Source organism: Streptomyces sp. NPDC056061 (assembly GCF_042266885.1).
GTDB lineage: Bacteria > Actinomycetota > Actinomycetes > Streptomycetales > Streptomycetaceae > Streptomyces.
In genome coordinates this window covers 65,651-88,953 of sequence record NZ_JBHJWQ010000020.1, presented here as the reverse complement: position 1 = coordinate 88,953, position 23,303 = coordinate 65,651, and the positions used below count along the sequence as shown (strand labels likewise).

The window sequence follows — 23,303 nt, the reverse complement described above, 5'->3', positions numbered from 1 at the left end:
TTCTGTTTGGTGCGGTGCGGTGCGGTGCGGTACGTCGCGACGGTGTCGCAGGGGCACCGCCGGGCGCACATCTGTGCCCACAGGTTTGGGGCGTGTATCGAAAGTAGCGTCGTCCGCCCGGAGGGCGGGGCCGGGGACGTCCGGTGCGTGCGATCGCAAGGCGGAGGGAGGAGAGTGCAGCGGGCTGCGCCGACGACCGACAACGCGACGAGCGCGCGTGCCAGACGCCCCGGCCGGGCGGGACTCTCGACACACGCCCTAGCAGCGGTGCTCCGGCATGCCGTTGACCAGGGCGGACAACAGGCCGCCGAGCACCTCGCGCTGATCGGTGGTCAACGGGGCCAGGATCTCCTCCGCGGCGGCACGGCGCGCGTCGCGCAGCGACCGGAGGGTGGCGATCCCCTCCTCGGTGATCTCGATCCGGACCACCCTGCGGTTGTCCGGATCGGGCGCGCGGCGCACCCGCCCGCTCGCCTCCAGGCCGTCGACCAGACTCGTCACCGCGCGCGGGACGACATCCAGCCGCCGGGCCAGATCCGCCATCCGGGGCGGCCCGTCGTAGTGCGCCACGATGCGGAGCAGCCGGAACTGCGCGGGGGTGATCCCGATCGGTTCCAGTTGGCGGCCCTGGATCCGCTGGAGCCTGCGGGTCACCCGCAACAACTGCTCGGCGAGCACGCCGTCTGCGTCGGAGGATTCCATGCGGGAACAATATCAGGATGATGTTCATTGTGAGTATAGGTAACAATGAGCTATGCTCTCGAAAGCCCGGAGCTCCCGGACCGCGCGACCCCCGAACCCGCCTGCCCGCGGACCGGCCTGTTCGCGCATGGGGAGACCCGCGTTCCGGGACCCAGGACGTGGGGTCCGGGCCGGTCCGGGGCCGAGCGGGCACGCGGCCGTACGCCGCCGGTTTTGGGGCGGCCCGAATCCGCCCGCCGCACACCTGTCGAAGGAGCCCATGAAACCCGACGAAATCACCTGGACGCCGCCGCCCCGGGACGGGAACCAGCCGCCCGCAGAGGTCCGCCGCATCCTGCGCCTGTTCCGTCCCTACCGAGGCCGGCTCGCCCTGGTGGGGCTGCTCGTCGGCGCCTCGTCCCTGGTGTCGGTCGCCTCGCCGTTCCTGCTGCGCGAGATCCTGGACACGGCAATTCCGCAGGGGCGCACCGGACTCCTGTCGGTGCTGGCCCTCGGCATGATCCTCACGGCCGTGACGACCGGCGTCTTCGGCGTTCTGCAGACCCTCATCTCCACCACGGTCGGCCAGCGCGTCATGCATGATCTGCGCACCGCGGTCTACGCGCAGTTGCAGCGGATGCCGCTCGCCTTCTTCACCCGGACGCGGACCGGCGAGGTCCAGTCCCGCATCGCCAACGACATCGGGGGCATGCAGGCGACCGTCACCTCGACCGCGACGTCACTGGTCTCCAACCTCACCGCGGTCGTCGCGACGGTCGTCGCGATGCTGGCGCTCGACTGGCGGCTCACGCTCGTCTCGCTCCTCCTGCTCCCCGTCTTCGTCTGGATCAGCCGCCGGGTCGGCCGCGAGCGAAAGAAGATCACCACCCGGCGCCAGAAGCAGATGGCCGCCATGGCGGCCACGGTCACCGAGTCGCTCTCCGTCAGCGGCATCCTGCTCGGCCGGACGATGGGCCGGGCGGACTCCCTCACCCAGGGCTTCGCCGAGGAGTCGGAGAAGCTTGTCGATCTTGAAGTCCGCTCCAGCATGGCCGGGCGGTGGCGGATGTCGACGATCGGCATCGTGATGGCCGCCATGCCCGCCGTCATCTACTGGGCGGCGGGCATGGCGCTCCGGGCGGACGGCCCGGCCGTCTCCCTCGGCACGCTCGTCGCGTTCGTCTCGCTCCAGCAGGCGCTCTTCCGGCCCGCGGTGAGCCTGCTCTCCACCGGGGTGCAGATGCAGACGTCCCTCGCGCTCTTCCAGCGGATCTTCGAATACCTCGATCTCGACGTGGACATCACCGAGCCCGAGAACCCGGTGCGGCTGGAGCGGATCCGCGGCGAGATCCGCTTCGAGCACGTCGACTTCAGCTACGACGGGACGAGTGGTCCGACGCTCAGCGGTATCGACGTGACCGTGCCGGCCGGCGGCAGTCTGGCGGTCGTCGGCCCCACCGGGTCCGGCAAGTCCACCCTCAGCTATCTGGTGCCGCGGCTCTACGACGTCACCGGCGGCAGGGTCACGCTCGACGGTGTCGACGTACGCGATCTGGACTTCGACACCCTGGCGAGGGCCGTCGGCGTGGTCTCCCAGGAGACCTATCTCTTCCATGCCTCGGTCGCCGACAACCTGCGCTTCGCCAAGCCGGACGCGACCGACGCCGAGATCGAGGCGGCCGCCCGCGCGGCACAGATCCACGACCACATCGCCGCACTGCCCGACGGCTACGACACCCTGGTCGGCGAACGCGGCTACCGGTTCTCGGGCGGTGAGAAGCAGCGCCTCGCCATCGCTCGTACGATCTTGCGCGATCCGCCCGTGCTGGTGCTCGACGAGGCGACCAGCGCTCTCGACACGCGCACCGAGTTCGCCGTGCAGGAGGCGATCGACGCCCTCTCCGCCGGGCGCACCACCATCACCATCGCGCACCGGCTCTCCACCGTCCGCGATGCCGACCAGATCGTCGTCCTGGACGGCGGCCGGACGGCGGAGTGCGGTACCCATGACGAACTCCTCCGCCAGGACGGCCGCTATGCCGCGCTCGTCCGCCGGGACACCCCACTGGAGCCGGCGGCGAGCTGATCGGCGTCGTGGGCGGGATCCCCGAGGATCGGACCGTACACGCGGCGGCGCCGCCGCTCCCGTGGGACGGGGAGCGACGGCGCCGGGTGGAGCAACGGTCAGATGAGCCAACCCACGAAGTGGACGATGCCGGCGAGCAGGTTGGTGATGACGTTCATTCGGTGTTTCTCCTTGAGCATGATGCTTTTGTGGGACAGCGCAGTCGCGGTCTGCAGCCCGTCGCTTGCGCCCTGTAATCATCAACCGCCGCAGGGCGGTTGAGCAACGAATGGCGAAACGATCACGCGTTCCAGCGAACATCCGATCCTCTGTTCGTGTGTTCTGGTCACGTCGTGCGGTTCGGGCGGGGCGCCAGGGTGGACGGGGCGGGAGGTCCGGCCCCGTATTGCCGTTCACCGGCAACGGGCATCCGGCGAGCGGGCCGGGGCGGCGGTGACCGCCCCCGGGGGCCTCGTTCATGCCCCCGCTCCCACCGTCTCCCCGGTCTCCGCGCGGGCTTCGGTCCCGTTCAGCAGCCGCGTGATCGCGTGCACCGCGGCACGCCCCGCACGGTTGGCACCGATGGTGCTGGCGGACGGCCCGTACCCGACGAGGTGGACACGCGCGTCCCGCACCGCCCGTGTCCCCTCGACCCGGATGCCGCCGCCCGGCTCGCGCAGTCCCAGTGGCGCGAGATGATCGAGGGCGGCCCGGAATCCGGTGGCCCAGAGGATGACATCCGCCTCGATCTCGCGGCCGTCGTCCCAGGCGACTCCGCTCGGGGTGATCCGGTCGAACATCGGCAGCCGGTCGAGCACTCCCTGCTCACGGGCGTGCCGTACCGCGTCGGTGAGGGGGAGTCCGGTCACGCTCACGACGCTCCGCGGCGGCAGGCCCTGCCGCACGCGTTCCTCGACCATGGCCACGGCCGTCCGCCCCCGGTCCGCGTCGAACGGGCCCTCCCGGAAGACCGGTGGCCGACGCGTCACCCAGTACGTCTCCGCCGCCACCTCGGCGATCTCCATCAGGTGCTGCGTACCGGAGGCGCCGCCGCCGACCACCACCACGCGCAGACCGGCGAACCCCGCGGGCCCCGGATAGTCCGCGGTGTGCAGTTGCCGCCCCCGGAAGGTCTCCCGCCCCGGGTAGTACGGCCAGAACGGTTTGTCCCACGTGCCGGTCGCGTTGATCAGGGCGCGGGTGGCGTACGCGCCCTCGGACGTCTCGACGAGCAGCCGCCCGCCGTCGCCCTCGCGCACGGCGCTCACCTCGACCGGCCGGTGGACCCGCAGATCGAAGGCGCGCTCGTAGGCGTCGAAGTACGCGCCGATCACCTCGGAGGAGGGGCGGTCGTCGTCGGCGCCGGTCAGCTCCATGCCGGGCAGCGCGTGCATGCCGTGCACCGTGCCGTACGTCAGCGAGGGCCAGCGGAACTGCCAGGCGCCGCCGGGGCGCGGGGCACGGTCGAGCACGACGAAGTCCCGGTCGGGCTCCAGACCGACGCGCCGCAGATGGTGGGCGCCGGACAGGCCCGCCTGTCCGGCGCCCACCACGACGACATCGACCGTGTGCGCCGCACCCGCCCCAGATTTGTTCATGCTTCTACTAACTTCTCCGCCCGTGCGGATCTTCCCGGGCGCGATCGTGAAGCGGAGCGCGGCCGCTCGGCCGCCCGGGGCATGCGGCCCGGCGGGCCCGCAGTCCCTCACCGGGGCCACGGAAGCCACCCGCGCCGGGTCGACGCGACCGCGCGGAGTGAGCACAGTTGAACGGAACACGATGCCGAACGCGACGATCCGCGGCCGCGACGGGTGGCAGGGCCCGTGCACGCGCGGTCTCGCGGCCGGAACGAGAGGATGGAGCCATGCCCCACGCCTTCACCACCAGCGTTCTGCACATCGCCACCGGAGTGGCGGAGTCCGTCACCGATCTGACGCACCAGTGCGCGATGTTCCTGGACCGGACGGCCCGCGGCGGGGACGGGCTGCTGAATGTCTTCGTGCCGCACGCCACCGCGGGCATCGCCATCCTCGAAACCGGCTCGGGCAGCGACGACGACCTCCTGGCCGCCCTCCACGCCCTGCTCCCCGCCGACGACCGCTGGCAGCACCGCCACGGCAGCCCCGGTCACGGCCGCGATCACGTACTCCCCGCCCTCGTCCCGCCGCACGCGACACTCCCGGTGATCGGGGGTCGGTTGGCGCTGGGGACGTGGCAGTCGGTGTGCCTGGTCGACACGAACAAGGACAACCCGGAGCGGCAGGTGCGGCTGAGCTTCCTCGGCTGACCGATATCGTTCCTGAGTCGTGCCGCCGACGCTCCGCACCATGCGTGCGCGAACGGCGAGAATCCTGCTCGGTACGGCCCGACACGGGACCGAACGTTCCTGCGGCGGATCCGGTGAACGCCTGCTCGGAGTGCGGTGCCTGTCGCACGTGGAGCCGGCGACGTCGTCCCCTGGCGTCGGCGGGAGAACGTGCTCGCCGCCGCGTCCGTGGGTGCGCAGCTCGGTGGCGGCGACGTTCTGCTCGTCGAGCGACTGGGGATTGCGGTGCGGGGACGAGGGGATCCTGCCTCGATCGAAGAGGCGAAGAGGCGAAGAGGCGAAGAGGCGCGGATGCCGCCGAAGACCTTCACCGGCTCTCGGCTCCGCGCGGGCATCGACGACCGGGCCTGCGAGGATGACGGCCGCGTCGCCGCCCGGTGCTGTTCCCTGCCGGACCCCTCGACGTTCGCGGGTGTTCCGGGCAGGTGGGACAGCCTGCCGGTGAGCTTCCCGGCGGCCTCCTCGTCGTCGTCCGGCGGCGAACCCACGCCGACCGAACGCACCGCCGGCCGGGCTCGGCCGAGGCCCGAGGACACGTCGAACGCGACGTCGCCCGGCGGAAGACCCGGCGCGTCTTCCGCCGGGTGCACTGCTGTCCGAACCGAATGACGTCCATGGGCCGAGCCGTCCTCACCCGGGAGCGGCACCACTCAAATGGGCCGGTACGGCGGTCTGTTCCGCCGTTTATATTGCGCCGGTCGTCGTTCTGGTGAAGTCGGTTTGAATTACCGCGGTGGCAGACCTGTTCGACGCAATCGATTCCACGGCCGACCTCCGGGGTGGCAATCCAGATCCAGCGGCTCGCCCATGCCGGGCGAGCAGGGTGAGCCCCTGGAATAATGGCCTAGACCATCTATGGGTGTCAAGGCCCCCACCTGGGATCGTGCCGCCGAACATCCCATGGGTGCAGGCAAGTTGATGCTGATGTCCGGCGATCCGGTAACGGTTGACAGTGGCGGTGTGCGCGCGCCACGATGCGTCGCATTGCTCCACGAATTCGCTTAGCCTTGCCAGCCGAACCGAGGAGAGAGATGTCCCCCAGGACGAGCCGCAAGCTCACCGCAAAAGAATTCGCGGACATCAAGCATACGGTCGCAATTCGCTCTGAATCTCGGGCCGGGTTACGCGCCGACCGCGCCTATGCGGCAGACGTGCCGCGTGAGGTCAGCCTGCAGCTCACCTACAAGTGCAACCTTCGCTGCACGCACTGCTATCAGTGGAATGAGCAGGGGTTCTTTCGGGACTGGGGAATCGACAAGCAGCGGCAGGAACTCGACCCGAAACTGATCGAGAACATACTGCAGGCGACGTCGGGGGTGCCCGGACGTCTGTACATCTGGGGCGGCGAGCCCTTGATGCACAGTCGCTTCGACGAGGTGTCACGCCTGATCGAACGCCATCCGCGCACCGTGACCATGTGCACCAACGGCCTGCTTTTCCGGCGCAACATGGATGATCTGCTGCGTATGGGCGAACACCTCAATCTTCTCGTGAGCCTGGACGGACTCGACTCCGACCACGACGAACTGCGCGGCCGCGGCACGTTCAAACGGACGATGAAGAACATGGAAGCCATGCTCGACCTGCAACGAAAAGGCGAGTACCGCGGCCAGGTATCGGTCGGATGCATGGTTTCTCATGTCACCGTGCATCGCATGTACGAGTTCATGGAGTGGGCGGAGGAAGTCGGAGTCAACACCGTCTACTTCCAGTTCCCCTGGTACATCGGCCCGCAGGTCGCCGAGGCGATGGACGAGGTCTACCGCGAGCACTTCGCCTGGCTGGAGCCCGATACCGGCACGGCCCGGCCCACCTGGCACTCCTACACGTACCGGCTTCCCGAGGAACTGCTGCCGGTGCTGCGGGAGTCCATGGCGCGGCTGGCCTCGCGCACCTGGTCGCCGCGGATTCGCTACCAGCCGGAACTGGCGGACGACGAGGTCGAGTCGTTCATCCTGGGCACCTCGCAGCCGGCGCAGCGGCGCACCCGCTGCCTGGCCGTCACCAACCGCATGGAGGTGCATGCGGACGGCAATGTGAGTTCGTGCAAGTTCTTCCCGGAGTTCGTCGTCGGGAATCTGTACGAGACGCCGACGCTGCAACTGTGGCAGAGCGAACGGTTCCGCCGCGTCCGGACGATCCTGGCGGAGACGGGAATGATGCCGGTCTGCTCGAAGTGCATTCTTCTCTACATGAACGGGGTGTGAACGGTGCACGAGATGAACGACACCGAGACACGCGTGATGAAGGTGCTGGCCAACGTGCTCAGCCGCAGAATCGAACCCGATCAGATCTCACCCGACGCCGATATGGTGACTGTGCTCGGTCTGGATTCGCTGGAGGCCATTGAATTCCTGCTGCAGATCGAGGATGAATTCGACATCGAGCTGGACTTCGAGAACCTGAGCCTGCAGCACCTCACTTCGGTCCGTACGTTCGGCGCGGAGGTCATCGCACGCCGGGAACCCTCCCGGTGACGGTCGGCACCGGCCCGCTGCGGCCCCGGGGTACCGCTCGCTTCGGTACCTTCGATGCGGAGCGGCTCTGGCGCCCCGCCTCCCTCGCCAGGTTACCGAGCCTGGTGGGCACCGAGGCCCACACGGTGGTCGCCGGCCTGGACGAGACGCTCGCCGCAGCCTGTCGGCCGGACGACCTGCTGGTCACCCGCGGCACCTTGGCCCCGGCCCAGCTCGAAGCCCTCGGTGCGGCAGGTCTCACCTTTCGGTCCGTCGCTGCCGGGCCGACCGCGACGGGCGACCCCGGCGCAGCTGTGGAAGAGGCGATCGCCGGTGATCCCGCACTGTGCCGTGCGGTGGCCACGGCCGCGGACGTCCAGCCGTACGCGGTGCTCCCGGCGACCGCACAGCTGCTGCGACAACATCCCGACACGGCCGATGAGTTGCCGCACCCCTCCGCGGTGCAGCAGGTGAATGGCAAGGCGTGGTCATCGGAGCTGGCGGCCGCGCTCGAACTGCCCGGGTCGGGCACTGTGGTCCGTTCCGCGGACGAACTGGCTGCCGCCGTGCGGCGGTTGCCGGGCACGGTCCTGGTGAAGGACCCCTACGGGGTGGCCGGCCGCGGCACCGTCGAGGTCACCGGGCCGGGGGCACTGCGTCGCCTGGTGCGCAGACTGCAGACCCAGGAGGACGAGGGCCTGCGCACCGAACTCGTGGTGCAGCGCCGCTACGAGCGGGCCCAGGACTTCTCCGCCCACTTGGAGGTGTGCCGTGACGGCACCTGGTCCCTGCGCGGCCTGCAGGGCATGACCAACGGCGGCTACCGGCACGCGGTCTCCCACCCGGTGCCGCGGGACCTGCCGGCCGAGCTCGACCGGCGTGGCTATCCGGCCGTACTGGAGCAGGTGGCCCGTGCCCTGGCGGCGGCGGGCTACTTCGGTCCTGCCGGAATCGACTCCATGCTGCTGGCCGACGGCGGCTGGCTGCCCGTCCTGGAGATCAACGCGCGGATGTCGATGGGGTTGTTGACGCTGGAGCTCGACGAACGCGTCCGGGCATACGGCCTGCGGGCGCATCTGTGGCAACAGGACATGTCTGTGGAGCACGGAACCGACGTGACATCACTGCTGTCCGCGCTGCGTGCGGCGGGACTGCTGTACGGCGGCGGCGCACGGCCCGGGGTGCTGCCACTGTCCGGCGGCAGTCTGTGTGCCCCGCGGGGTCGCCTCGTCTGCGCCGCATTCTGCGCACCGGGTGGCTTCCCGGCGCTGCGTGCCCGCACCGAGAACTGCGCGGCGACCGCCGGGATCAGCACGACACGCACGGAGGTGCCCACAAGGTGATCGCCGTCCTCACCTCCGGGGTGGCGCTCGGCGCCCATGTGCCAGGTCTGCGCCTTGCCCAGCGGCTGCGGGAGCGCGGCGCGGACGTCATGGTCGACGTACTGGAACGCCGACTGCCCGGCGACCGGCTGGCGGCCGTGGTGGAGTCCCGCCGGTGCTTCCAGCGGGATCTGCGCTTCGCGGTGGCCGCCCAGCGCCTGGCGACCGACCCGGTCGACGACTTCACGCCACAGGCCGTGGGAGCGCTGGAGAAGCACTGGGAGGAGCGGAGGGTGGAGACCTTCGTGGTGTTCTCCGGCTTCTGGCTGCGCCTCCTCGACAGCTACCTCGGCCGTCGGCCGACGCGCACCGTGGCCTGCCATGTCGATGCCGTGGTCTCACCGTCGTACCGCCGTGCGGGCCGCTACGCACCCGAGGCCGAGCACGTGTGGCTGGCCCGCGAAGACGGCACCCTGCCCTGGACCATCCCCGTCGACACGCGTCCGCCGATTCCCTGGTCCGCACGCGCGGGGCGGTTGCTGGTGCACGGCGGTGGCTGGGCCATCGGCAGCTACCGGGACCGGGCGCGGGAGCTGGCGGGGGCCGGCCTGCCGATCGATCTGATCGTGCCGGAGGCGCCCGCGGCCGTCGACTGGGCCCGTTGCTTCACTCTCGACCCCGACTGGCACCCCTGGCACGACGACGGCCTGCCGCCGCTGCTCGAAGTCCCCGCGGCCCCCGAAGGACAGGGGCGGCAACTGTCGTACGAGCTCGCCCGGTCGGCGAGTGCCATCGTCAGCAAGCCGGGCGGAGGCACCTTGCTCGACAGCCTCTGGACGGCCACCCCGCTGATCCTGCTGGAGCCGGCGGGCAGCCACGAGGCCGCCAACGGACGGCTGTGGCAGCAACTCGGCTTTGCTCTGTCCTACGACGACTGGAGGGCCTGCGGCTTCGCCCCTGAACGCCTGGAGCCCCTGCACCGGGCACTGCTCGGCGCCGCCGCCCGGCCGCGAAATCTGCTCGACGGCCTGCTGACCCCGCGAACCTGAGGCGAAGGTGGAACACCCATGACCATCACCATCCATGACCAGGATCTGCACGCCGCGCAGCAGATGTGGGACTACCTGCTCCTGAACCGCCCGTTCCGCCCCTGTTCGGTTGCGATCGGACTCGGCAGCCATGATCTCGGAGTCGCGACGACCGCGGTCGGCCACTACCACGCCGGGCTCTTTCCGACTCTCGTGTTCACCGGCGGCAACAGCCCCACCACCAAGGACCGTTTTCCGCGCGGCGAAGCGGTGCACTACCGGGAGCACGCGATCGCTCTCGGTGTGCCCGAGGACGCCGTGCTGGTCGAGCCGCGTGCCGCCAACACCGGGCAGAACATCACCTACACCCGAACGCTGCTGGACCGGCGGGGCCTTGCCGTCGACTCCGTCATGCTCATCTGCAAGCCGTACATGGAGCGGCGGGCCTACGCCACCTGCCGCAAGGTGTGGCCGGAGGTCGCTGTGCAGTGTGCGTCCGAACGCATCGGCCTGGAGGACTACCTGGTGGCCATCGGAGATCGCAAACTCGTCATCGACATGCTGGTAGGAGAGCTGCAGCGGATACAGGAGTATCCACGGCTCGGTTTCGCGACGGAGCAGCGGGTACCTGCCCCGGTGCGCGGGGCCTACGACCATCTGGTGCGGGCCGGCTTCGACAGCCGCCTGGTCAAGTCGTAGTCGGGCAGCCGGAGCGCGGCCCGCCTCGGTCCCGACCGTCGACCCGCCGCAGCCGTCGGATCGCCGGCACGCTCAGCAGCGCCGCCGAAACGATCATGGTGCTCACCGCACCGGCCAGCAGCATGGTGTGTCGGCCGAACAGCTCCGCGGCGGGCCCGGCCAGTGCTTCGCCGACCGGCAGAAAGGCGATCGAGCCGGCGATGTCATAGGCGTACACGCGGTTGAGTACCTCGTGCGGGACCTGGGTCTGGATGCTGGTCGCCCACATCACCCCCCAGAACGCCATCCCCAGACCTCCGACGACCGCGCCCGTTGCGATCACCGGTACCGGCAGCCCGCTGCCCACCGCGAACGGGAAGACGGCGAACAGTGCAACGCCCACGGCTCCGGCCCGCAGCTGGAAGGTGGGCCGGAGCCGCATGGCGAGGATGCCGCCGACGACGGTGCCGCAGCCGAGCGCCGAGTTGACGAGGCCGTAGTCGGTCACGCCGTGCTGCTGGACCATCTCCGTCGCGATCAGTGGGGTGGTGGGGCCACGTGCTGTGAGCGCGAAGAAGCTCCACAGGGCCAGCACACCCCACAGCCACGGCCGCGCCCGGACCGCCCGCCGGCCCTCTCTCAGGCCCTGGCGCATGCCACCGGTCGCGGACGGCGTCGTACCCGTCTCCTCGGCGCGCGTTCCCGACGACGCCGTCCGGTCCGGCAGCCGCATCGCCCACAGGCACAGGGCGCTGGCCGCGTACGTACCGGCGTGCACGGCGAAGACGCTGCCTGCCGACGCCGCGGCGACCAGAAGCCCGGCGGCCGCCGGGCCGACGAGCGACATCACCGCCTCGACGGTGCGGATCGCCCCATTGCCCTGTTGCGCATCCGCGGACAACTGGCGCACCGTGCCGGCCACTCCGGGCTGGAAGACCGCCGAGGCGCCACCGTTGACGAGACCGATCACCAGGACCTGCCAGAGTGCCACGTGGCCGGAGAAGAAGATGCCGGCCGCGAAGGACTGACTGACCAGCCGGAGCAGGTCCGCCCCGATCATCAGTCGCCGCGGATCCACACGGTCGGCGATCACCCCTGCGAAGATGACCAGCGCGGCCCAGGACACCGTGGGCACCGCCATGGCCACACCGACCGACGTGGTGCTGTGGCCCTGCTGCAGCAGCCCTGCGGCCAGCGCCACCGGTAGCATCGTGTCACCGAGCCGGGCCACGGCACGGGAGAGAAAGAACAGACCGAAGTCCCGGGACCACAGCCGCCGTTCACGCTGTTTCGCCGCTGCGGCACCGCCGTACCCGCAGCGCGCCCGCGCTCTCACCGCGGCAACGAGCTCTCGACCAGGGCCGCGACCGTGCCATCCGCGTTGTGCGGCACACCGGCCAGCAGTGCGAGTACGTCGTCGGCGAGGCTCTCGGCCACGGCCAGCCCGCCGGGAGGGCCCCCGCAGAAGGCCCGCGCGGTCGTTGCCTCGGGGGTGAACTCGAAGCGCAGAGTGGTGACACTCAAGTCCAGGGCCGGACGGAAGGGCCCCAGATCACGGGGCTCGCGTTCGTCCGGCGTCGGCACCGGACCGGTGGTGTCGGCGGCGGAACGCGTAGCGGCCGGGGGGCCGGCTGCGGCCTCGGCCGGCATCCCGACGTGCAGTTGCACGTAGTCGATGCCGTCGGAAAGCAGCGCCGCACCCAACGGCGGTACGGCGCAGGCAAGATCCGCCACGCTCAGCGCGGAGAAGCGGAGGGCGGCCAGATTCTGGCCCATGACGGACTTGAAGCAGTCCGACAGGGCCTGGGCGGGATCGATGTGGCAGACCACCGGACGGTCGTGTACGAAGCAGCCGGCCGCAACGCCGAATCCGGACCGTTGCCGAGTCGAGACCGGCGTGAACAGCGCGAGCGTACGGGGCCCGCCACGATGCCAGATCGCCGCCGCGGTCAGCGCCGCCAACACCGAAAAAGCGGTGGCCCCTCGGGCTCGGCAGACAGCCCCGACCAGTGTGTGCAGAGCCGGTCCGCGATAGAGCTTCTGCACCTGGCCCAGTAACAGTTCGCCTGCCCGCCCGGCGGCCGATCCGCCGGGCCGGGGGATCAGTCCCGAAACCGGTTCGAGGCGGTCCAGGGAGCGGGACCAGTACTGTGTCTCGCGCTCGGCACACGCTGCGGCGTCGACCCGCTGCTCGCACAACTCCCGGTACCTCACCGGATGTTCGCCGGAATCGCTCCCGCGCCGTCCGAGCGAGTCCTCCAGCAGGGTCGTCAGCTCGGCTGTCAGGACTCGCTCGGCATGCCCGTCGCAGACGAGGTGGTCCAGAGTCACCAGCAGGAATCGCTCCCGCCCTGCCGAGTCCTCGATCAGCTCGTACGCCGCGCGACCGGGGATTTCGCGCACCTGCTCCGATCCCAGGCAAGCCGCCTTCCTGGAGGCCAGCAGGTCTCCCGCACTCTCGCCGGGGCGCGCGACGACGGTGCGCAGCCGAGGGTCGACGGCCTCGATCCGCTGCAGGTAGGGCGCACGTCCGACCAAGGCGCTGCGCAGCGCCTCCTGCCGGTGCTGCAGATACGTGATCGCGGACTGGACCCGGGCCCCGGTCACCTCTGGGCGGAGCGGGAGGGAGATGAGTGTGTTGCGGAAGATCCCGGGGCCGAAGAGGCCCTCCAGGAAGAGCATGCTCCGTTGTTCCGGAGCGAGCGGGAACGGGGGCAACAAGATTCTCCCGACGTGGTGTTCAGCCTCGAACCAGACTGGACTGGACCAATTTTGTCGATCGAGAGGGGATGCTAGGTCCTCGCCGATATCACGGCAAGAGTCACTGGCCGTACCGGGCGACTCCCGAAGGACCGGAGGCGGCCCGTTCCGTCGCCGGAGATCGTCCGTACGACCCTGTCGCTGTGCGACGCACCTCTCTCGTACGGCGAGCCCCGAGGCCGGAGGGTCGTCCTGCTCCCGGACGTCGTGCGGCGCACTGCCGGACGCCTCGCCATCGCCCCGACGCGGCGAAGCCGTCCGAGCCGTGGCGCGAGCCGGGAGCGGGACGGTCCGACACCGAGATGCCGGGGGCCGGGATTGCGGAATTCTCCCGTGATCGTTTTTGTGCAGGGATTACCGGGCTTCGGAGGCATCCGGTTCGAGACCGCTCCGGCTATCCGAAAAGCGGTGGGGCGCCATGATTCACCGTGAACCCGGTGACCTGCCGCTTCGGCCGGCCGGACCGGGAGTCCAACGGATTTCGGTCAGCTCCGCCGCTTATCACCGGCGGACGGGAATCCCGCGTGACGCATGTCGCGCGGGCACACCCCGAAGCGCCGCCGGAACGCCGTGCTGAGCGCGCTGGAGGAGGAGAATCCCGACGCATATGCCAGCTCGGTAATGCTCATGTGCCGGTACGCGGGCGCCCGCAGCCGGTCCCGTACCAATTGCAGCCGCTCCTCGCGGATCAGTGCGCGGGGGGTCGTCCCCGCTCGTTGCAGAGCCAACTGCACCTGGCGCAGCGACCAGCCCAGGGCTCGTGCCATGGTGGCGCCGGTCAGGTGGGGGTCGGCAGCGTGTTCGCGGGCGTACCGGCGGACCACGGTCTCCACCTCCGGGAGGTGGCCGGGCGCGGTGGGGCGGTCGTCCCCTGCGGCGAGCAGGCACAACAGCTCGACCAGGCGTTCCGACACCGCGTCGAACTGGCCGCTGGTCAGGGCGTCGCGCTCCTCGTGCAGGCCGGTCAGCATGTCGCCCACCACCCGGCCCAGGCCGGAGCGGAAGTCGAGGCCCAGGGCGAGCGGCGACGACCGGTTCAACCGCCCGTTCACCTCCTGGGCGGGGATCGACATGATGAACGCCCGCGCCGAGGCGGCCTGCAGGACCTCGAACGGCGCACCGAAGGTGAGCAGGCACCCGGCGTCCGGCACCAGCCGCAGCTCCTGGTCGTTCTGGCGCAGCAGCAGCTCTCCGGCGACCGGCAGCAGCAAGCGGTAGTCCTCGTCCGGGTTGTGCCGTACCTGGCTCGTGGTCCGGGTGTACTTGATCGTGTCCGACCACCACTGGACAAGCTGATAGGCGGCGGTGCGCTGGCGGATCGTCCCCGCCCGGAAGTCGTCGGTGCGCGGGTATCCGTAGCCCATCCGGCTTTGATACGACGTCACGTGCTCGCCCCAGAATTCGGCGCGCTCACGCGACGTCACGTCCCGGGTCGTGCATGAACTCACCGTGTAGGTTTCCAAGGCCATCGAAACACCTTTCACCACGGCCTTCTCACAGTGCGCACAACCGAATTCGGCTCTCGCGCCCATGGTATGAGGGCCCGGTAGTGCCGCAACAGTGTAGTGGACGGCGGTGCGATCCAGGAGGTTCTCGGAGACGGCTCGATGCGCACATGCGTGCGTGGAGATCGTTGTGTTGCGCGTGGTGTCAACTTTCCTGCGCGCACGCGCAATTCCGGGCGTGCGATCCAGTCCTATGGTTGGTCGCGGGATCCGACTGCGTGCTCGCGCGCGGCGGGTCCTCGCCGACGGAGATGGGGCGTCCCGTGATCGTTCCACCCGGTGGAGGAATCCGTGTGCCTCGTGTCGGAGGCCCGAGTACCTGGCTGAGGAACAAGATGGCGAACGTCGAACCGATCCAGAACCCGTGTGAGCATCGAGCGGCGTCCCGCTCCGTTCTGAGAGGTCCGGTGGCCCGTGGGGCCTGGGGACTTGTGGTGACCGCAGGGGTCGTGGGCACGAGCGGGGGAGTCTTCGGAGTCGTACCAGCGGCCGCGGAGCCGGTGTCGCGCACACTGCGGTACACCTGCTCGGCCCCGATGGCCGACGAGCTGCGAGGCACCGTGAGGATCGACTCGGACGTCCCGAAGTCGGCGGCGATCGGCAAGCCCACACCGAAGTTCGTCATCCGGGCGACGGTGCCGGTCAACGAGGCCGACGCACGAAAGCTGCGGGAGGCGCGCATCAAGACCATCACGGGCACGGTGGACGCGAAGGTGCATGTGACGGCGCCGGGCGTCGAGACCGGCCTCGGCGTGCCGTTCCAGGTGGCCAGGACCAGCGTTCCGGCGTCCGGACCGTTCCAGATCGAGGCGACCGGTGTCGCACCGACGCGCACCTTCACCCGACCGGGCGGGGCGCGTATCACCGTCGGCGACCTCACCGCGCACATCACCGCGAGGGGCGCCATCGTGACCGTCACGCTCGACGTGTCGTGCGGGCTGGATCCCGGGCAGGACAACGTCGTGGCGTCGTTCGATGTCGCCGGGGCGGGAACGACGACCGGTCCGGCCCCGTCCGGAACGGCTGATACGGCCACCTCGGGCACTTCCGGGTCACGGAAACCGAGCGACGACACGAGGACGGACACGGCCCAGGAAGGCTCGGCCGACCCCTCCGGCGCCATGGCCGAGACCGGCAGCCGGGGCACCAGGAGTCTGGTTCCGCTGGCCGCGGGGTCCGTCGTCCTGGGCGCGGTCGCGGTGGCCGCCGCCTTCCGCTTCCGTTCACGCAGCAGGTGACGAGGGGAATCTCCGACACCGTACGCCCCACGTGGTGGGGCTGGTCGGCGCTGACGGTGTCGGCGCTGGTGGTGTCGGTCGCCATGGCCGTCCGGGCGGGAACCGGGGACGTGGACCCGGGCGGGTTGGTGATCGGGATCGTCGGCCTGATGCTGACGGCAGCGGGCCTGGGCCAGGCCAGGTCCGCCCAGGCCCGGGAGGACACCGACGCCGCCTGGCTCGCCGACCGCCTCGCCGTCGACATCAGGAAACGCGAGGAGGAAGCCCGCCGGAGACTTCTCGGCGGCAGCGACCGCACCATCGACATCGAGTTCGACCACCTGCCCTCCCGCGCCCACCGGGCCGCGAACGCGGCACCCCACGGCACATTGGGAGAAATCGCCGCCTACTACCGCGCTCTCGAGTCCGGCCGACTCGTCATCACCGGCGCGCCCGGAGCCGGTAAGACCGTGCTCGCCCTCCACCTCATGCTGCTTCTGCTCGCCGACCGGACGCCGGGCGGCGCCGTTCCCGTACGGCTGTCGTTGTCCACCTTCGACCCCGGCCGGGCCAAGCTCGACGACTGGCTGGTCGACCAGCTCAGCCGCGTACACCGGCTGCGCCCGGCCGCGGCAGCGGCCCTCGTCGGAGCCCGGCTCGTCCTTCCGGTGCTCGACGGCCTCGACGAGATGGACGCCGGGGAGGCTCCCGGGCTCGGCTCCCGCGCCGCGGCCGCCCTGGAGGCCGTGAACAGCTACCTCCACGGCGTCGTCAAGGGCCATCTCGTCCTCACCTGCCGCAGCACCCCGTACACCGCTCTCGAACGCGTGGGCGTGCGGGCGCAGGACGCCTCCCGCATCGACATCGCCCCCGTCGACCCGGCCGCGGCCGAGGCGTTCGTCACCGCCCGGGCCATCGACCCGGACCGCTGGGCACCCGTCCTGGGCGCACTCCGCGCAGCCCCGGACAGCCCGCTGGCGCGGGGCCTGTCCACCCCCTGGCGGCTGACCCTGGCGCTCGCCGTCTACGACGAACGCGACCCCGAGCACGGCTGGGTCCGTGACCCCGCGGAGCTCCGCCGATGCGGCCTGCGAACCCCCGAGCAGATCCGGGACCACCTGCTGGACCTGTACATCCGCGGCGCCTCCCCGACGGACGACACCGCCACCCCCTACACACGGCAGCAGGTGCGCATCTGGCTGACGGTCCTCGCCCGCCACCTGCGTACCAACACCGGTGCCCGCGAGGTGGCGGGACGTCGTCTGTCGAACACCGACCTCGTGCTCCACGAACTGTGGCCGCTCGCCGGCGCCCGTCGCGCCCGTACCGTCCACGTCCTCCTGACCATCGCGGTGTGGGCCGTTGCCGACCTGCCCGCGGGGCTGCTCGACGCGTGGAGCGTGTACGCGAGGAACGTGATGCTCATGGTGGCGGGCAGCCTTCTCGTGGGAATCCCTCCCTGGCCGGCCCCGTCCCGGCTGGAACGCATCGCGGTCGGCACGCGCGTCGGACGACGCCAGCTCGTGAACGGGCTCGTGGGCGGGCTCTTCTGGGGAGGGCTCGTCGTCGTGCTCGACATCGGGAACGTCGTCGGACTGGCGGTCGGACTCGTGTACGGATCGGTGGTGGGACTCGCCGGAGGGGCGACCGTCGGGGCCGGACTGGCGGGCGTGCTCTCGGACGCACCCGAGATCCGCAGGCCGCACCGGCGCGCGTCGCCGCGCCACATGGTGCGGGACGACCTGGTGACCGGGCTCGTCACCGGCCTCGTGGTCGGGCTCGGGTTCGTCCCCTTCTACTGGTTCGCCCTGAGCCCCGTCCTCGCGTTCGGGGCGGTGCTCATCTACATGGCCCTGTTCGGCCTCGGCGGCGGGCGGGTGCTCGCGCTGGTCTACAACCGCTTGTTCAGATGCGGCTACCGGGGCGCGTTCGACGCGCTGTTCAGGCCCTGGCGCGCGTTCGGACCGCTGTTCAGGACAGGCGCCGGCCCGGCCCTCGGAGCCGCCGGGGCCCGCTACGCGGCTCTCCTGCTCTGTACGCGCCGCTGGTGGTCCGACCAGCCACTGCCCTGGCGCCTCGGCCGCTTCCTCGACTGGTGCTGCGACGCGGGTCTGATGCGGACGGCGGGGATCGCCTACCAGTTCCGTCACCGCGAGCTCCAGGACTTCCTCGCCCGCGGCGACATCCGCCACGACCCGCCGGGCGGTCCCGCATCCGCGTGAGGCCACGAGGACGCGGTTCGGTGGAATCCGACCCGGAACAGGAAATCTCTCGACCTGGAGACAGGAGAGCCCCAACATGCGGGAGTACGTGCTGCGCCCGTGCGGCACGGCCCTGGGCGTCGCCGGGGAGGAGAGCCCCGGCGAGCTCTCCGTACTCGACCTCCCCTTCGCCGACCTGGGTGCCCTCCTGCGCGGACTCCCCTCCGGAATGCGCACGTCGGCGGGGTGGGGCCGGGTTGTCCTCGCGGAGGCCGGCGGACGCGAACAAGGACGTCCCGGCCGTCGGGTGCGTCCGGGCTTCGTCGGTCAGCCGATCGCCCCGGCCGGGCCGGGGCGGGGACATCCGGCCGCACCGCATGAGCCGCGCGTCGCCGTCGCATGGCGGGCGAAAGTGTCCGGCAGGCCCTTCGTTCCCTGCCGGTGGGCGACCTCGGACTCTTTCGACCTGCGGCGAGGCGTGGAATTGCCCGTGGTGCTGCCGATCCGGTCCGGTCCCGGACGGCCCTGGGCCCCCTGTTCGTCACCCGCTTCGATCTGCCGTACTGCCCTGCGGCTAGTTTGTGTGCAGGACAGGTACGCAGGCCCGTGATGGCAGAGGTGCACGGGGGACAGGAGGTCGGGAAGAGTGTCGCTGCGCGGAGGTGATCCAGTCGAGATCGGCGGCTATCCGCTCGAGGAACGGCTCGGCTCGGGTGGCATGGGCACGGTCTTTCTGGCCCGTACGAGTTCGGGGCGACCTGTCGCGATCAAACTGATCCACCAGCAGTTCGCGGGGGACGACGAGTTCCGCATCCGTTTCCGGCAGGAGGTGGCGGCGGCGAGGCGGGTGAGCGGCGCGTTCACCGCCGCCGTGGTCGACGCCGCCCCCGAGGCCGAGCAGCCGTGGATGGCGACGACCTACATCGAAGGGCCCACGCTCGCCCAGCGCATCGCCTCGAAGGGCCCGCTGAACGGGGCGGAGCTGAGGAGGCTCGCCATCGGGCTGGCGGAGGCGCTGCGCGACATCCACCGGGTGGGAGTCGTCCACCGCGACCTGAAGCCCTCGAACGTCGTGCTCTCGCCCGAGGGCCCGCGCGTCATCGACTTCGGCATTTCGCGCGCCGTGGACCAGCAGACGCTGACGATGACCGGGCGGGTCATCGGCACGCCGCCCTTCATGTCGCCGGAGCAGTTGCAGGCACCGCGTGGTGTGGGGCCGCGGTCCGACGTCTTCTCGCTGGGGACACTGCTGGTGTACTCGGCGACGGGCCGCGGCCCCTTCGACGCGGACAGCCCGTACATGACGGCGTATCAGGTGGTGCACGAGGAACCGTCGCTGGATGCCGTGCCGGTGGCCTTGCGCGCGGTCGTCGAGCCGTGCCTGGACAAGGAGCCCGGGAGTCGCCCCTCGGCGGACGAACTCCTCGTGCTCCTCCGGGACCTGCCGGCCGATCTCGGTGGGACCGCCGCGGACGGGGCCGCCGACGGGGCCGGCGCGGGCTGCACCCGCGACGTGAACACCGAGCATCACCTCGCGATCCGGGCCACCCCGGCGCCGGCTTCGCCGACCACTGCCCCGGCCGATCCCGATGCGGGGAGCACCGGCACCCACATCGGTCGACGGCTGCGTCGCCGATGGCGTCCTGTGCTCGCAGCCGCGGTCGCGGTGGCAGCGATCGGTGGGGGAGTCGCCGCACTGACGGCGGGCGGCCTCGGGGGGAACGGCGGCGACGGGGACAACGGGGGCAACGGCGTCGCGGTGCCGGGTGCCGCGCTTCCGGAGGGCTTCAAGCCGTGGCGCGGGACCGTGCAGGGCGGTCGCGAGGACATTCCCGACGAGCTGCGGTGCGTCACGCACCGCGACGCGCTGTTCTGCGGGGGCGGCGGTGTCGTCGCGACCCGTATCAGCGCCCTGGACGGCTCTGCGGTGTGGACGGTGAAGAGCCCGGGCGTCCCCGTCCAGGGCATGCACCTGGTGGGTGCCACCGACGACACGGTGCTCGGCTACCGCTTCGCCGCCGAGGACGCCCCGCAGGACCCTCCCGGCGAGGTGGTGGCCATCGACGCGAACAACGGCCGGGAGCTGTGGTCCGTGCCGTCCGGCGCCCAGTCGCAGGCCGTCACGGGGCGGACTCAGGACGCCCTCGTGGTCGGTTCCGCCGTCGTGACGGTCGACGCCTCCGACTCCCTCTTCGAGGCCCGGGACGCGCACAGCGGTGAGGTCGCCTGGACGGCGTCGTTCCCCGAGGGGGAGCAGTGCGCTCCCGTCCCGGTGGGACCGCAGCTCCTCGCGATGTGCGCGGCACGTGCGGAGGTGGACGCCCTGGAGGTGCGGCATCACACCCTCTACACGGTGGACCGCGCCTCGGGGACGCTGGGCGAGCCCATCGAGGTCAAGGGCCCCGCCGTGCCCATGGGCGTCGCCGACGGCAGTCTCGTACTCCTCCAGGGACGCAGGGAGGGACCGGCGCTGGTCGGCTACGACGGGGTGGCGCGGGTCGACCCGGCCTCGCGGAAGGTCAGGTACTCCCGATTGGCCGAGACCTACGCGGGGACGCCCGGCATGGCGGACGGCACGGTCTACATGAGCGGGCAGACCGGTCTCGTCACGGCGCTCGACCCTGCGACCGGCCGGAAGAAGTGGTCGCGGCAGACCGGCGTGGAGGGTGCGTCGGGTCCTGCCGCGGGGGCCGACGCGCTGTACTTCAGCTCGGCCACCGGCCGGGTGGTCGCGCTGTCGCCGGACGACGGCAAACCGCTGTGGACGACGGACCCGCAGGCCGATGGGCTGACGGGCGAGCAGGGCGCGAGCCCGCGCGTGACCGTTGCGGGGCGTGTGGTGATCGTGGCCGCCGCCAAGAACACCCTCTTCGCCTTCGACGCGCAGAAGCCGCCGAAGGCGGGCTGACCCGGGTGGCACCGGCTGTCGGCCGCCCCGCTCGCCGTGCGGACATCTCGGCGGTCCCTCGTCGCGGCGCTGTCGGCGACGAGGAACCCTTCCGCCTTCCACGGACCCACCCGGACGAGACCGGTGTCGGGAATCGCCCCGGGCGGCCGGACCACGCGGCGGGCGACCCGCTCGGGGAAGCCGGCGGCGACGGCCCGTCCGGTGAGGACGCGAAGCCCTTCCGCCCCGGGACGTCCGGGCGTACATGGGCGTCGCCCTCGGCCCGGTGGCATCTCAACGCCCGCGAACGGTGTCCTCCCCGCCCGGTTTGCGCCACACGGAGATGTGTTTCGTGGAGTTCTCGGTGAACGGCGCCCCGTCCCAGTCCGCGACGCGCCGTTCCCGTTCGAGTCCCGCGATCCGTGCCATCAGGTCGAGCTCGGAAGGCCACACGTACCGGTGCCGGGAGCTACCGCGGCGGTAGCGGCCGTCCGTGCCGTCGAGCGTGAAATGGTGCGAGACGAGAGTCTGTTCGGCCAGGTCGAAGGTGTCGAAGCCGAGGTGGCGCCGGGAGACGTCGAACGGCACGGCCACCTGCCCGGGCGGCAGGAACCGCAGCGGGGGCACCTCCACCTCGACGACGAACCGGCCGCCGGGCGCCAGATGGCGTGCGGCGTTGCGGAAGCACTCGACCTGCTCGTCCTGCGTGAGCAGGTTCGAGATGGTGTTGTAGACGAGGTAGACCAGGGTGAACTCACCGGGGACGGCGGCGGTGGCCATGTCCCCGAGCGCGACCGGCAGCGTCGCCTCGTCGACCTTGCTCCGCAGCACCGCGGCCATGTGCTCGGACAGTTCGATGCCCACGACCGGCACTCCGCGTTCGCGGAGCGGCACCCCCACCCGTCCGGTTCCGATGGCGAACTCAAGTGCCCTGCCGTCCCCGGCGAGGTCGGCGAGAAAGGCGAGAGTCGGTGCGAGGAAGGCGGCCGAGGACCTCTCGCTCTCCTCGGCGTCGTAGCGGTCGGCGGTCGCGCGGGTCCACAGCTCACTGCTTGTCACGGACGGTCACTCTGCTGGGCCCGGTGACGTGCTGTCGACCGGTTTTCCGGCCGTCGGCTCCGGCCTTGCGGGCGGCACCTCAAGGACCGTCGCACGCCACGGGCGTCCGAGCAGTTCTTCGGCGCCCTTGAGATCACCGGCCGCCAGCCGGCTGCGAATCAGCGTGGAGGAGCAGGTCCGGCCGTCGTGGGAGACGAGCGGAACGGCGTCCACGGTGAATCCGAGCCTCCTTCCCGCGTGGCCGAGCAGGGCGGTGTCCCCGCCGCCGCCCCGGCCGAAGCGGAAGTTCTCGCCCACCACCACGGCGCGGGCCCCGAGCGTGTGGCCGAGGACCCGATCGGCGAACTCGGCGGCCGCCATGCCGGCCAGCACCGGCGTGAACGGCAGTACGAGGACGACGTCGATGCCGAGGCCGTGGGCGGAGCGGACCCGTTCATCGAGGGACGCCAGGCGCCTGGGCGCGCGCTCCGGGCAGGTCACCGCGAGAGGGTGCGGGTCGAAGGTCAGCAGCACGGACGGCAGCCCGTGCCGGGCCGCCCGCTCGCGCACCCGCCGGACCAGCGCGGCATGTCCGCGGTGGAACCCGTCGAAGACGCCCATGGTCACGGCGCAGCCCCGCCAGTCGGAGGGCACCTCGTGCAGCCCCGTCCACACGGTGCCGCGCTGCCGGACCGGTGACATGGACTCCGGCCGGATCGGGGAAGATCGTGCTGTCACGTCCGCGTCCTCAATCTCAGGCCCGTTCGAGGACGAAGCCGTACCGCTGCACGAGGCCGTCCTCTCCGTCCGCCACGGGGCGCAGGATCAATTCGGGCCCGGTCGCCCGGGCGACGTCGTCGGCCACCCACTCGTCGACCTCCATCAGCCGGTTCCTGGCCGCCTGGAACTCGGGACACTGGGACTTGGGATAGGTGACCTCGTGGTCGGAGACGACTCGGTGCACCGCGTCGAGCAGGGCCCTCGGGATCGCGTCGGTGCGTTCGGCGGAGGCCGCCGCCGTGCCGCGGCCCTGCCCGTGGGCCCAAAACGCGGCGCCGGCCGCGGCGGTGGGAGGTGTCGGCGTACGGGTGCTGTTCATCGTGCGGCTCCAAGGTGGGCCGGGGCGGCGGCGGGCCGCC

General features: G+C 71.0%; 18 protein-coding genes and 1 pseudogene. 11 read left to right on the top strand and 8 right to left on the bottom strand.

Features of this window, described 5'->3' with window-relative positions; translation table 11 throughout:
- Nucleotides 1-258 precede the first annotated feature (258 nt).
- On the bottom strand, nt 259-702 hold the full coding sequence (locus tag ACFC79_RS25790; protein WP_376244241.1) for a MarR family winged helix-turn-helix transcriptional regulator: 444 nt from the start codon (nt 700-702) through the stop codon (nt 259-261).
- Between the two features lie 259 nt (nt 703-961).
- Here ACFC79_RS25790 and ACFC79_RS25785 point away from each other — a divergent pair, with 259 nt between their 5' ends.
- Nucleotides 962-2,767 carry an ABC transporter ATP-binding protein gene (locus tag ACFC79_RS25785; RefSeq protein ID WP_376244238.1) on the top strand — a complete coding sequence of 602 codons (1,806 nt, stop codon included), beginning with the start codon at nt 962-964 and terminating at the stop codon, nt 2,765-2,767.
- A 455-nt stretch (nt 2,768-3,222) separates the two neighbouring features.
- Here the strand turns inward: ACFC79_RS25785 and ACFC79_RS25780 are convergent, their stop codons facing one another.
- Nucleotides 3,223-4,344, bottom strand: coding sequence for an NAD(P)-binding domain-containing protein (locus tag ACFC79_RS25780; protein ID WP_376244235.1), 1,122 nt, complete (start codon nt 4,342-4,344; stop codon nt 3,223-3,225).
- A 266-nt stretch (nt 4,345-4,610) separates the two neighbouring features.
- Between ACFC79_RS25780 and ACFC79_RS25775 the strand changes: the two genes are divergently transcribed.
- The 7 genes and pseudogenes from ACFC79_RS25775 to ACFC79_RS25745 all read left to right on the top strand — a co-directional run bounded on the left by ACFC79_RS25775 (nt 4,611) and on the right by ACFC79_RS25745 (nt 10,577).
- On the top strand, nt 4,611-5,033 hold the full coding sequence (locus tag ACFC79_RS25775) for a YjbQ family protein (RefSeq protein WP_376244232.1): 423 nt from the start codon (nt 4,611-4,613) through the stop codon (nt 5,031-5,033).
- A 519-nt stretch (nt 5,034-5,552) separates the two neighbouring features.
- A pseudogene (locus tag ACFC79_RS25770) lies at nt 5,553-5,716 on the top strand (IS5/IS1182 family transposase); the annotation flags it as partial.
- Nucleotides 5,717-6,103: 387 nt separating this feature from the next.
- Nucleotides 6,104-7,279: a radical SAM protein gene (locus ACFC79_RS25765; protein WP_376244229.1), complete on the top strand. Its 1,176-nt coding sequence runs from the start codon at nt 6,104-6,106 to the stop codon at nt 7,277-7,279.
- A 12-nt stretch (nt 7,280-7,291) separates the two neighbouring features.
- Complete coding sequence (locus ACFC79_RS25760; RefSeq protein WP_376244226.1) at nt 7,292-7,549, top strand: acyl carrier protein; 258 nt, start codon at nt 7,292-7,294, stop codon at nt 7,547-7,549.
- Nucleotides 7,546-8,871, top strand: coding sequence for a hypothetical protein (locus ACFC79_RS25755; protein WP_376244224.1), 1,326 nt, complete (start codon nt 7,546-7,548; stop codon nt 8,869-8,871). The genes ACFC79_RS25760 and ACFC79_RS25755 overlap by 4 nt, the downstream gene beginning before the upstream one ends.
- Nucleotides 8,868-9,899, top strand: coding sequence for a hypothetical protein (locus ACFC79_RS25750; RefSeq protein ID WP_376244221.1), 1,032 nt, complete (start codon nt 8,868-8,870; stop codon nt 9,897-9,899). Before ACFC79_RS25755 ends, ACFC79_RS25750 begins: the two co-directional genes overlap by 4 nt.
- Nucleotides 9,900-9,917: 18 nt before the next feature.
- Complete coding sequence (locus tag ACFC79_RS25745) at nt 9,918-10,577, top strand: YdcF family protein (RefSeq protein WP_376244218.1); 660 nt, start codon at nt 9,918-9,920, stop codon at nt 10,575-10,577.
- Here ACFC79_RS25745 and ACFC79_RS25740 read toward each other — a convergent pair.
- The 3 genes from ACFC79_RS25740 to ACFC79_RS25730 all read right to left on the bottom strand — a co-directional run bounded on the left by ACFC79_RS25740 (nt 10,567) and on the right by ACFC79_RS25730 (nt 14,785).
- Nucleotides 10,567-11,892 carry an MFS transporter gene (locus ACFC79_RS25740; protein ID WP_376244215.1) on the bottom strand — a complete coding sequence of 442 codons (1,326 nt, stop codon included), beginning with the start codon at nt 11,890-11,892 and terminating at the stop codon, nt 10,567-10,569. The genes ACFC79_RS25745 and ACFC79_RS25740 overlap by 11 nt on opposite strands.
- A complete protein-coding gene (locus ACFC79_RS25735) occupies nt 11,889-13,274 on the bottom strand; it encodes a condensation domain-containing protein (RefSeq protein ID WP_376244213.1) in 1,386 nt (461 codons plus the stop codon). The genes ACFC79_RS25740 and ACFC79_RS25735 overlap by 4 nt, the downstream gene beginning before the upstream one ends.
- A 527-nt stretch (nt 13,275-13,801) precedes the next feature.
- A complete protein-coding gene (locus ACFC79_RS25730) occupies nt 13,802-14,785 on the bottom strand; it encodes a helix-turn-helix domain-containing protein (protein ID WP_376244210.1) in 984 nt (327 codons plus the stop codon).
- Between the two features lie 536 nt (nt 14,786-15,321).
- Here ACFC79_RS25730 and ACFC79_RS25725 point away from each other — a divergent pair.
- The 3 genes from ACFC79_RS25725 (at nt 15,322) to ACFC79_RS25715 (ending at nt 21,147) form a co-directional block, all read left to right on the top strand.
- Entirely contained in the window at nt 15,322-16,059 is a 738-nt protein-coding gene (locus ACFC79_RS25725) for a DUF6801 domain-containing protein (RefSeq protein ID WP_376244208.1), read from the top strand.
- Complete coding sequence (locus ACFC79_RS25720) at nt 16,056-18,260, top strand: NACHT domain-containing protein (RefSeq protein ID WP_376244205.1); 2,205 nt, start codon at nt 16,056-16,058, stop codon at nt 18,258-18,260. The genes ACFC79_RS25725 and ACFC79_RS25720 overlap by 4 nt, the downstream gene beginning before the upstream one ends.
- A 625-nt stretch (nt 18,261-18,885) precedes the next feature.
- Nucleotides 18,886-21,147 carry a serine/threonine-protein kinase gene (locus tag ACFC79_RS25715; protein WP_376244203.1) on the top strand — a complete coding sequence of 754 codons (2,262 nt, stop codon included), beginning with the start codon at nt 18,886-18,888 and terminating at the stop codon, nt 21,145-21,147.
- Nucleotides 21,148-21,420: 273 nt separating this feature from the next.
- On the opposite strand, the gene ACFC79_RS25710 is transcribed toward ACFC79_RS25715, so the two are convergent.
- The 3 genes from ACFC79_RS25710 to ACFC79_RS25700 are packed head-to-tail and all read right to left on the bottom strand — an operon-like array spanning nt 21,421 to nt 23,263.
- Nucleotides 21,421-22,185, bottom strand: a complete 765-nt coding sequence (locus ACFC79_RS25710; RefSeq protein ID WP_376244200.1) for a class I SAM-dependent DNA methyltransferase — start codon at nt 22,183-22,185, stop codon at nt 21,421-21,423.
- A gap of 6 nt (nt 22,186-22,191) precedes the next feature.
- Complete coding sequence (locus ACFC79_RS25705; protein ID WP_376244198.1) at nt 22,192-22,902, bottom strand: hypothetical protein; 711 nt, start codon at nt 22,900-22,902, stop codon at nt 22,192-22,194.
- Between the two features lie 16 nt (nt 22,903-22,918).
- Nucleotides 22,919-23,263 (bottom strand): hypothetical protein, encoded by a 345-nt coding sequence (locus ACFC79_RS25700; RefSeq protein WP_376244196.1) that lies wholly within the window; start codon nt 23,261-23,263, stop codon nt 22,919-22,921.
- Between the last annotated feature and the right edge of the window lie 40 nt (nt 23,264-23,303).

Coding starts and splice junctions, on each gene's coding strand:
- ACFC79_RS25745 (WP_376244218.1), top strand. CDS start 9,918: ATGACCATCACCATCCATGACCAGGATCTGCACGCCGCGCAGCAGATG.
- ACFC79_RS25780 (WP_376244235.1), bottom strand. CDS start 4,344: ATGAACAAATCTGGGGCGGGTGCGGCGCACACGGTCGATGTCGTCGTG.
- ACFC79_RS25785 (WP_376244238.1), top strand. CDS start 962: ATGAAACCCGACGAAATCACCTGGACGCCGCCGCCCCGGGACGGGAAC.
- ACFC79_RS25765 (WP_376244229.1), top strand. CDS start 6,104: ATGTCCCCCAGGACGAGCCGCAAGCTCACCGCAAAAGAATTCGCGGAC.
- ACFC79_RS25790 (WP_376244241.1), bottom strand. CDS start 702: ATGGAATCCTCCGACGCAGACGGCGTGCTCGCCGAGCAGTTGTTGCGG.
- ACFC79_RS25700 (WP_376244196.1), bottom strand. CDS start 23,263: ATGAACAGCACCCGTACGCCGACACCTCCCACCGCCGCGGCCGGCGCC.
- ACFC79_RS25730 (WP_376244210.1), bottom strand. CDS start 14,785: ATGGCCTTGGAAACCTACACGGTGAGTTCATGCACGACCCGGGACGTG.
- ACFC79_RS25760 (WP_376244226.1), top strand. CDS start 7,292: ATGAACGACACCGAGACACGCGTGATGAAGGTGCTGGCCAACGTGCTC.
- ACFC79_RS25775 (WP_376244232.1), top strand. CDS start 4,611: ATGCCCCACGCCTTCACCACCAGCGTTCTGCACATCGCCACCGGAGTG.